Annotated in this window: 8 protein-coding genes; 2 read left to right on the top strand and 6 right to left on the bottom strand. The window is 70.3% G+C overall.

Going from position 1 to position 8720, the window contains the following annotated elements; translation table 11 throughout:
- Nucleotides 1-83: 83 nt before the first annotated feature.
- Entirely contained in the window at nucleotides 84-1100 is a 1017-nt protein-coding gene (locus tag ABZV40_RS45860; protein WP_355456419.1) for an ABC transporter permease, read from the bottom strand.
- Nucleotides 1097-2596 (bottom strand): sugar ABC transporter ATP-binding protein, encoded by a 1500-nt coding sequence (locus ABZV40_RS45855; RefSeq protein ID WP_355456418.1) that lies wholly within the window; start codon nucleotides 2594-2596, stop codon nucleotides 1097-1099. The genes ABZV40_RS45860 and ABZV40_RS45855 overlap by 4 nt, the downstream gene beginning before the upstream one ends.
- 123 nt (nucleotides 2597-2719) lie before the next feature.
- On the opposite strand from ABZV40_RS45855, the gene ABZV40_RS45850 reads away from it, so the two are divergent.
- Entirely contained in the window at nucleotides 2720-3718 is a 999-nt protein-coding gene (locus ABZV40_RS45850; protein WP_355456417.1) for a LacI family DNA-binding transcriptional regulator, read from the top strand.
- Nucleotide 3719: 1 nt separating this feature from the next.
- On the opposite strand, the gene ABZV40_RS45845 is transcribed toward ABZV40_RS45850, so the two are convergent.
- Nucleotides 3720-4130, bottom strand: a complete 411-nt coding sequence (locus ABZV40_RS45845; protein ID WP_355456416.1) for a hypothetical protein — start codon at nucleotides 4128-4130, stop codon at nucleotides 3720-3722.
- 145 nt (nucleotides 4131-4275) lie between these two features.
- Here ABZV40_RS45845 and ABZV40_RS45840 point away from each other — a divergent pair, with 145 nt between their 5' ends.
- On the top strand, nucleotides 4276-5340 hold the full coding sequence (locus ABZV40_RS45840; RefSeq protein WP_355456415.1) for a serine/threonine-protein kinase: 1065 nt from the start codon (nucleotides 4276-4278) through the stop codon (nucleotides 5338-5340).
- On the opposite strand, the gene ABZV40_RS45835 is transcribed toward ABZV40_RS45840, so the two are convergent.
- Genes ABZV40_RS45835 through ABZV40_RS45825 form a run of 3 tightly spaced genes read right to left on the bottom strand, consistent with a single transcriptional unit; the run spans nucleotide 5341 to nucleotide 8553 of the window.
- On the bottom strand, nucleotides 5341-6924 hold the full coding sequence (locus tag ABZV40_RS45835) for a CocE/NonD family hydrolase (RefSeq protein WP_355456414.1): 1584 nt from the start codon (nucleotides 6922-6924) through the stop codon (nucleotides 5341-5343).
- The gene (locus ABZV40_RS45830; RefSeq protein ID WP_355456413.1) at nucleotides 6921-7499 is read right to left on the bottom strand and encodes a TetR/AcrR family transcriptional regulator; all 579 of its coding nucleotides are present in this window, start codon (nucleotides 7497-7499) and stop codon (nucleotides 6921-6923) included. The genes ABZV40_RS45835 and ABZV40_RS45830 overlap by 4 nt, the downstream gene beginning before the upstream one ends.
- 52 nt (nucleotides 7500-7551) lie before the next feature.
- On the bottom strand, nucleotides 7552-8553 hold the full coding sequence (locus ABZV40_RS45825) for a TerC/Alx family metal homeostasis membrane protein (RefSeq protein ID WP_355456412.1): 1002 nt from the start codon (nucleotides 8551-8553) through the stop codon (nucleotides 7552-7554).
- Nucleotides 8554-8720: the final 167 nt, after the last annotated feature.

Raw genomic sequence — 8720 nt, 5'->3', positions numbered from 1 at the left:
TGCTCTGGGCGCTGCTGCGCGACGGCCGGAAGTTCACACCGACCGCGCCACAACCCGCTGCCGCAGCGGCTTGACACGATCATTCAGATTCCTTCCGTGGTGCGCAGGGCTTTGGCGAGGCGCAGCGCGAGCAGCCGGTCGACGGAGATGGCGCTCAGCAGCAGCGCGCCCGAGATCGCCTGCTGCCAGAACGCGGGGATCTGCAGCACCACCAGGCAGCTCGTGATCGTGCCCAGCAGCAGCGCGCCCAGCGCGGCACCGGCCACGGTTCCCGAACCGCCGAAGATCGCGACACCGCCGACCACGACGGCCGCCACGACCTGGAGTTCGAGCCCGGTGCCCGCGGCCGCGTCGACCGTGCCGTAGCGGGCCACCCAGAGCGCGCCCGCGAGGCCCGCGATCAGTCCTGACAGGACGAACGTGGTGAGCGTGCGTTTCGCGACCGGGATGCCGGCGAGCTTGGCGGCCTCCGGGTTGGAACCGAGCGCGTACAGCTCGCGGCCGGAACGGTAGGTGCGGAGGTGGACGGCGGCCACCGCGACTGTGGCGAGCGTGACCCAGACGAGCACCGGGATGCCGAGGACGCGGCTGCTGCCCAGGTCGAGCAGCGCGTCCGGGAGGTTGGCGGCGTTGACCTGCCTGCCGTGGGCGAGGGCGTAGTCGATGCCGCGGAACACGTAGAGCGTGCCGAGGGTGACGACCAGGCTGGGGACGTTGCCCAGCGCCACCAGCAGGCCGTTGAGCAGCCCGCAGGCCAGACCGATGCCGATGCCGAACCCGATGCCCGCGAGGACCGGCGTGCCGGGGTGGTCGGCGAACTGTTGTGCGGTCAGGAAAGCCGACAGGCCGAGGACCGAGCCCACGGACAGGTCGACGTTGCGGGTGATGACGACCAGGGTCTGGCCGACGGCCAGCAGGGCGACGATCGAGGCGTTGAGCAGGAGGTCGCGCAGGCTCTGGGGCTGGACGAACCTCGGGTTCACGATCGCCGTCGGGATGACGACCAGCGCGAGGGCCACGACGATGCCGAGCTCGCGGACTCGGCCCACTCGGGTGGAGAGGCGGCGGGCGGCGGTGCCGCGCAGTGCGAGGGCGGTCATCGCGCCACCTGCCCGGCCGCGGCGAGCGCCACCCGTTCCTCGGTCGCCTCGGCCCGCGCGAGCTCCTCCACCAACCGGCCCTCGTGCATGACCAGCACGCGGTCGGCCATCCCGAGCACCTCCGGCAGCTCCGACGAGATCATCAGCACCCCGACGCCCTGTCCGGCCAGCTCCGACAACAACCGGTGCACCTCGGCCTTCGTCCCGACGTCGATGCCGCGCGTCGGCTCGTCCACGATCAGCACGGAAGGCTTGCGCGCCAGCCACTTCGCGAGCACGACCTTCTGCTGGTTGCCGCCGGACAGCACGCCGACCGGGTCGCTGAGCCGGGCGAACTTCAGCCGCAGCTTGACCGCCCAGTCCTGCGCGAGCGCGCGTTCGGAACGGCGGCGCAGCAACCCGAACGTCGACAGCCTGCCCAGCGAGGCCAGCGCGGCGTTGCGTTCGATGGACGCGTCCATCACGAGTCCCTGCTGACGGCGGTCCTCCGGCACGAACCCGATCCCCGCGGCCATCGCGGCGGTGGGGGAGCCGCACTTCAGCCGCCGGCCGCGCACCACGACCGCGCCGCCGTCGGGCCGGTCGATGCCGAACACCGCCCGTGCGACCTCGCTGCGGCCCGCGCCGACCAGCCCGGAGAGAGCCACGATCTCGCCTGCCCGCACGTCGAACGACACGTCGGTGAACACGCCCTCCCGGGTCAGCCGTCGCACCGAGAGCAGGACCTCGCCCGCGGCCGTCTCCTGCTTGGGGAAGAGCTGCGACAGCTCGCGGCCGACCATGCGGCGCACCAGGGAGTCCGGTGTCTGGCCGGACAACGGGCCGGACCAGACGAACTCGCCGTCGCGCAGCACCGTGGCCCGCTGGCACAGCTCGAACACCTCGTCGAGCCGGTGCGACACGAACAGCACGGCGGCGTCCTGTGCGCGCAACGCCTGCACCACACCGAAAAGCCGTTGGACCTCGTGCGCGGACAGGGCCGCGGTCGGCTCGTCCATCACGATCACGCGGGCGTCGAACGACAGCGCCTTCGCGATCTCGACGAGCTGCTGGTCCGCAATGGACAGTCCGCGCGCCGGACGTGCCGGGTCGAGGCGGACGCCCAGCCGGGAGAACAGCTCCGAGGTGCGGGCGTGCATCGCGGCGACGTCGATGCGACGGCCGAAACCGAGCGGCTGGCGGCCCATGAACACGTTCTCGGCCACCGACAGGTCACCGAAGAGCGTCGGTTCCTGGTAGATGATCGCGATGCCCGCGGCCAGCGCGTCGGCGGGTCCGGAGAACCGTTGTGGGGCGCCGTCGACGAGCACCTGTCCGGTGTCCGGGCGGTGCACCCCGGCGAGGGTCTTGATCAGCGTCGACTTGCCGGCCCCGTTCTCCCCGAGCAGCGCGTGGGCCTCGCCGGGCAGCAGTTGCAGCGACACGCCGGACAACGCGCGGACGGCGCCGAAGGACTTGCTCACCTCGTCCAGCGCCACCACGGGAGGTCGGTCCACGTCCGTCTCCTCGATGTTGAAACGTTTTAACGGCTGAGTTACGTGCACTCTGGGGGCGTTATGGCCACATGTCAAGGGACAGGCGGTACAGTCGCTTGTCACGTTTCAACAAAGGAGTCGCCGGTGAAGCCGTCAGTGGGCATCCGCGAGGTCGCGCGGCACGCCGGCGTGTCGAACGCGACCGTCTCGAACGTGCTGAACCGGCCGGGCGTCGTCGCGCCGGCCACGAGGCAACGGGTGCTGGCCGCGATCGAGGAGCTCGGGTTCGTCCGCAACGAGTCCGCGCGGCAGCTCAGAGCGGGCAGCAGCCGGGTGATCGCCTACGTCGTGCTCGACGCGGCGAACCCGTTCTTCACCGACGTGGCCCGCGGCGTGGAGGACGCGGCGCGGGAGGCGGGGCTCGCGCTGTTCCTGTGCAACAGCGCGTCCGACGACGGCCGCGAGCGCGAGTACCTGGAGCTGCTGCACGAGCAGCGCGTCGAGGGCATCCTGATCACCCCGGTCGACGCGGAACGGCTCACCGACCGCGGCACGCCGGTGGTGCTGGTCGACCGCGAGTCGAACGGCACCTACTGCTCGGTGGCGGTCGACGACGTGCTCGGCGGTGAGCTCGCGGTGACCCACCTGATCGAGAACGGCCACCGGCGCATCGCCATGATCGGCGGCCCGCTGTCGATCCAGCAGGTGCGCGACCGGCGCGAGGGAGCCGTGCGCGCGCTGGCGAACGCCGGTCTGCCGGCTGACGCGCTCACGTTCCTGGAGACGAGGGGCCTGCAGGTGGCGGAAGGCCGCGGCGCGGGGGAGCGGCTGGTGGGCCTGCCCGCGTCACGGCGTCCGACGGCGGCGTTCTGCGCCAACGACCTGCTCGCGCTGGGCCTGCTGCAGTCGATGACGCAGCAGGGCCTCAAGGTGCCCGGCGACCTCGCCGTCGTGGGGTACGACGACATCGAGTTCGCCGCGGCCGCCGCCGTGCCGCTGACGTCGGTGCGGCAGCCGCGTGAGCAGCTCGGCCGCACCGCCGCGACGTTGCTGCTGGCCGAGAACGAGCCGGACCACGAGCACCGGCACGTGAAGTTCCAGCCGGAGCTCGTGGTCCGCGCGTCGAGCGCCGTCAAACGGTGAACTACCTGACGAGAACCATTTCTCGCGCATCTTCGACCGTGTTCGAATTGTCCGGCGGAAGGTAGACGTTCAACGACGCCGACGTGAACGCCACGCCCTGCCGGAACGCTTTCGTGCGGGACACCACGGTCACGTCGACCCTGTGGTATTCGCCGGTGCACGGAACACTTCCCGTGTATTTCTCGCCGATCGCGAGTTCGCCGCGCACGTTCTGCGTGACCTGCACCCACAACGACGCGGTGGCGCCGTTCTGGCACATCACCCGCGTCGGCACGGACACCGCCGCGCCACGTGCCTCCAGTCGTCCCTGCGGCTGAAGTGCCACGGCCGCGTTGACCGGTGCCGCTGCCGCCGGAAGCGCGGTGGCCACTATCGCGGCTGCCGTCAGCACGAACGTCGAAATTGCACGCACGGTTTTCACCTCGTTTTTGTCGATGGCAGTTCGCGGCCGCGCCACGACATTAGCCACGGGCTGATCAGCCGAGCTAGGGGCCAAATGAGATCAACGCGGTGCTCGACTGGTGGTTAGGGTGTCTGGCGGGCGGGAATCCCCTGCCATGCCGGACAGATGTCTTCTCGCCGACCGCTACCTGGTGGGCGAGCTGCTGGGTACGGGTGGCGTGGCGGAGGTGCGCCGGGCCAGGGACGTCGTGCTGGCGCGGGACGTCGCGGTCAAGTTGTTCGGGCCGACGGCCGACACGCGCCGGTTCGACAACGAGGTCCGCACGCTCGCGGCCCTGTCGCATCCGGGGCTGGTGCCGGTGTACGACGCGGACTCGTCCGGTGACACACCGTTCATGGTGCTGGAGCTGGTCGAGGGGCGCACGTTGCGCGACCACATCGCGAACGGGCCGATGGAGGTGGGCGAGGTGCGCCGGTTGGGGGCCGCCCTGGCCGACGCACTGGCGTACGTGCACTCCCGCGGGCTCATCCACCGCGACGTCAAACCGTCCAACATCCTGCTGGACTCCGGCGGCGTACCGCGGCTCGCCGACTTCGGCCTCGCGCGCCTCGTGGACGGCGCTCGGCTCACGCGGGCCGACCAGGTCGTCGGCACGGCCGCCTACCTGGCTCCGGAACAGGTGCGCGGCGGGGAGATCACCTCCGCGGTGGACGTCTACGCGCTGGGGCTGGTGCTGCTGGAGTGCCTGACCGGGCGCAGGGAGTACGAAGGCTCGGAGATCGAGGCGGCGGTGGCCCGGCTGCACCGGTCACCGGTGGTGCCGGACGATCTGCCGTTCGACCTCGTCCGGCTGCTGTCGTTGATGACGTCCTTGTCCGCGGAACGCCGGCCGACCGCGCGGGAGTGCGCTGACGCCCTGCTCGCCGCGGACCCGCCGACTCGGGTCGCACCGGTTGCGCGGCGGCGGTCACCCGTGGTGCTCGCCGCCGCGTCGGCCGCCGTGCTGATCGCCGCCATCGGTACCGGGTTCGCGCTGCACGACCGGGACACCCCGGTGGAGTCGGCGCCTCCCGCGTCCCCGGTGTCGACGCAGCCGGGCACCGTCGAGCAGACTCCGGTGCCGGTCGTCGAGCAACCGGTCGTCCAGACCACCGTGCCGCAGCCGGTCCAGGAGCACCCGAAGGCCAAGCAGGGCAAGGGCAAGGGCAAGAAGAAGTGATCAGCGCAGCGGAAGGATGATCGCGGACGGCCGGTCCGGTCCGCAGTGGACGGTCTGGTCGGCGGCGAGCAACGTCGTGGCGGTGGCCCGCGGCTCGCCGGTGCCCGGATTGCGGGCGTAGCGCGGGAAAGCACCGCTCGACACCTGCACCCGGATGCGGTGGCCGCGCCGGAAGCGGTGCGCCGTCGGCCACAACCGGACGGTGGCGCATTGCGGCTGGTCCGCCCCGGTCAGGCTCACCAGGCCGTCGCACACGTTCCACGACTTCCCGTCGGGGTCGACGTCGCACAGCCGCACGAACACGTCGGCGTGCGGCAGGCTGGAGGAGAACCAGATCTCCGCGCTCACCTCGCCGACCACCTCGACTTCCGCGGCCAGCGCGGGCGTGGTGCAGGTGAGCACGTCCTGCCGGGCTTCCAGCGCGGTGTTGTCGACGCGCCCGCCCTTTTCCAGGCGCACACCACCAGCGGCCGGAGTGGGGTCGGCGGGGTCGTAGCGGTAGGTGCCCACCGAGGACTCGACAGGTTCGGTTCCCAACGTGCCGTTCGGGCCGAGGTGGAAGCGTTGCGGCTGGTAACCGGCAGGCGGCCACGACGAGAAGTCGCGCCAGGCGTTCTCGCCCATCACGTACAGCCGCACGGGCGCGCGGCCCGGCGGCTGCTCACCGCGGGCGTGGGCCAGACCGAACTCGACGGCCTCGTCGATCGGCGTGGAGTTGAACTCGGCGTGCGTCCACGGCCCGATCGTCAGTCGCGCCGGAAGTCCCTTGTCCTGCAACACCTGGAAGTCGCGCAGCTGACCGGGCAGGAAGATGTCGTACCAGCCGCCGATCGAGCTGACCGGCACCGGCACGTCCGCGACCCGGTGGCTGTGGTCGAGCCCCTCCCAGCGCGGCGAGCCGGCGTCGTGGGTGAGGATGTCCTGGATGTAGGCGGAACGTTCACCGAACGCCGCGATGTCGGCGTCCCGCAACGGAAGCGTGTGCAGCGCCCGTGCGGTCTTCCTGTCCTGGAACGGTTTGCGCAGCATCGCCAGCGGGCGTTGCTGGGTGCCGACGAGCACGCCCCACTCGAACGGCGTCTCCAGCGACAGGCCGTCCGGGCGCAGGAACTCGAGCGTGAGCGCGGACTCCGTCACCACCGGGATCATCGCCTTGACCTGCGGCGGCAGCTGGTCGGCGACCGCCCACTGCACGTGGCCCAGGTAGCTCAGCCCGTACAGCACGATCGCGTCGCTCCACGGCTGCCGCACGAGCCAGTCGAGCGTCGCGAGGCCGTCCTCGCGTTCCTGGCGCATCGGGTCGAACGTGCCGCCGGAACCGAACCCGCCGCGCACGCTCTGGATCAGCACCTGGTAGCCGCGCTCGGCCAGCGGCCGGGCGATCAGCTGGCCGAACATGCCGCGGCCGTAGGGGGAGCGGACGAGCGCGGTCGGCAGCCCGTCGCCGCCGGAGCGCGGTAACCACCGGTCCGCCAGCAGCTCCACTCCGTCGGGCATGGGCACGCGCAGATTGCGTTGCACCACGACGTTGCGCGTCAACGGCTGTGAGAGCTTGAGCCTGCGTTCGATGAGACGGCTGATCATCGGGACTCCAGGAAGAGGGAGACTACGGCGATCAACCGGTCGGTGAACGCCTCGGGATCGTGCGCGCCGTCGATCACCCAGGCCGTCACGAACGATCCGACGCCACCCGTGATGAAGGCGGTGAGGTCGTCGACGGCCTCACCGGTGGCCCGGTCGCCGAACAGGTGCTCGACGCTCTGCCGGTTGACCGGGATCAGCAGGCTGATCAACCCGCGGTCCAGCGCGTAGGCGCAGGAGCCGGTGAACAGGGCGCGGTAGAACACCTTGTGCTCGGCGAAGTGCCGGGCCATGGCGAGGGTTTCCTCGCGGGGGTCCATCGGTTGCCGGAGGCCGGCGAGGCGCGGCAGCAGCTCGCGCCGCGCGAGGTCGAGCCCGGCTTCCAGCAGCACCGTGTCGAGGTCGCCGAAGTGCTGGTAGACGACCCTGCGGCTGACGTCGGCGGCCTCGGCGATCTCGGACAGCGCGACCGCCGTGGTGCCGCGTGCGCTGACCAGGTCGATCGCGGCCTGCAGCACGGCGGCGCGGGTGCGACGGACGCGGCGGTCGCGCGCAGGCTCGTCCACGTGCAGATCCATGCCGCCAGATCGTGCACACGTGTTACTAATTAGTCAACTGTTACTCAACTGGTCACTCTGGTTCGGGAGCTTCCTGATGCCCGCGCAGCGAACCGGGGTGGGCCTTGGCCGACGGGTCGTTGCGGGTCTTGATCAGGCTCGCCGCGGTGACGACCACGAGGATCGCGATGATCACGCCGAGGCTGAGCGGGGTCGGCACCTCCGGGATGGAGGAGGAGATGTCGACGTGACCCCAGTGCAGGATCAGCTTGACGCCGATGAACGCCAGGATGACCGCGAGGCCGGCCGACAGGTACACCAGCCGGTCGAGCAGTCCCTTGACGAGGAAGAACAACGCGCGCAGGCCGAGCAGCGCGAACGCGTTGGCGGTGAACACGATGTAGGGCTCCGCGGTCACGCCGAACACCGCGGGGATCGAGTCGAGCGCGAACAGCAGGTCGACGCCGCCGATGGCCACCAGCACGACGAACAGGGGAGTGGCGAGACGCCTGCCGTCGATCCGCGTGAAGATCTTGCCGCCGACGTAGTCGTCCGTGACGGGCAGGAGCTTGCGGGCGGCCTTCACCACGACGTTGTTCTCGACGTCCGGGTCCTCGTCGCGGTGCCGGAACAGCTGCACGGCCGTGAAGATCAGCAGCAGGCCGAACAGCAGGAACATGAACGAGAACAACGACAGCAGCGTCGCGCCGACCGCGATGAAGATGCCGCGCATGATCAACGCCAGCACGATGCCGAACGTCAGCACCTTGTGCTGGTGCTCCTCCGGCACCAGGAACGTGGTCATGATGATCACGAACACGAACAGGTTGTCGACCGAAAGGCTCTTCTCGACGATGTAGCCGGCGAAGTACTCGGCACCGAACTCACCGCCGTGCGCCATGGCGAACCACACGCCGAACCCGACCGCGACCAGGATGTAGAACACCGACCACAGGGTGGCCTCGCGGAAGCCGATCCGGTGCGGCCGCCACGCCGCGAGCACGAGGTCGACCGCCAGCAACAGCACGATCACCCCGATCGTGACCGCCCACGTCAGTCCGCTGATCTCCAGCACAGAACCCTCCTCCGCCGCCCGGTTCGTCCCTTAAGGACATTACCGGGCTTCCGGGAGTGGCGTCGGGGCCGCGCTCTACCTCGATGAACGGCGCATTCGTCCACCTCACGTGGACGAATGCGCCGTTCATCATTCAGGAGGTCACGGTGTAGGTGGGGGTGATGACG

Origin of the sequence: Lentzea sp. NPDC004782, assembly GCF_040609115.1 — a bacterium.
Classification (GTDB): domain Bacteria; phylum Actinomycetota; class Actinomycetes; order Mycobacteriales; family Pseudonocardiaceae; genus Lentzea.
This window is presented reverse-complemented; position numbering and strand designations above follow the sequence as displayed.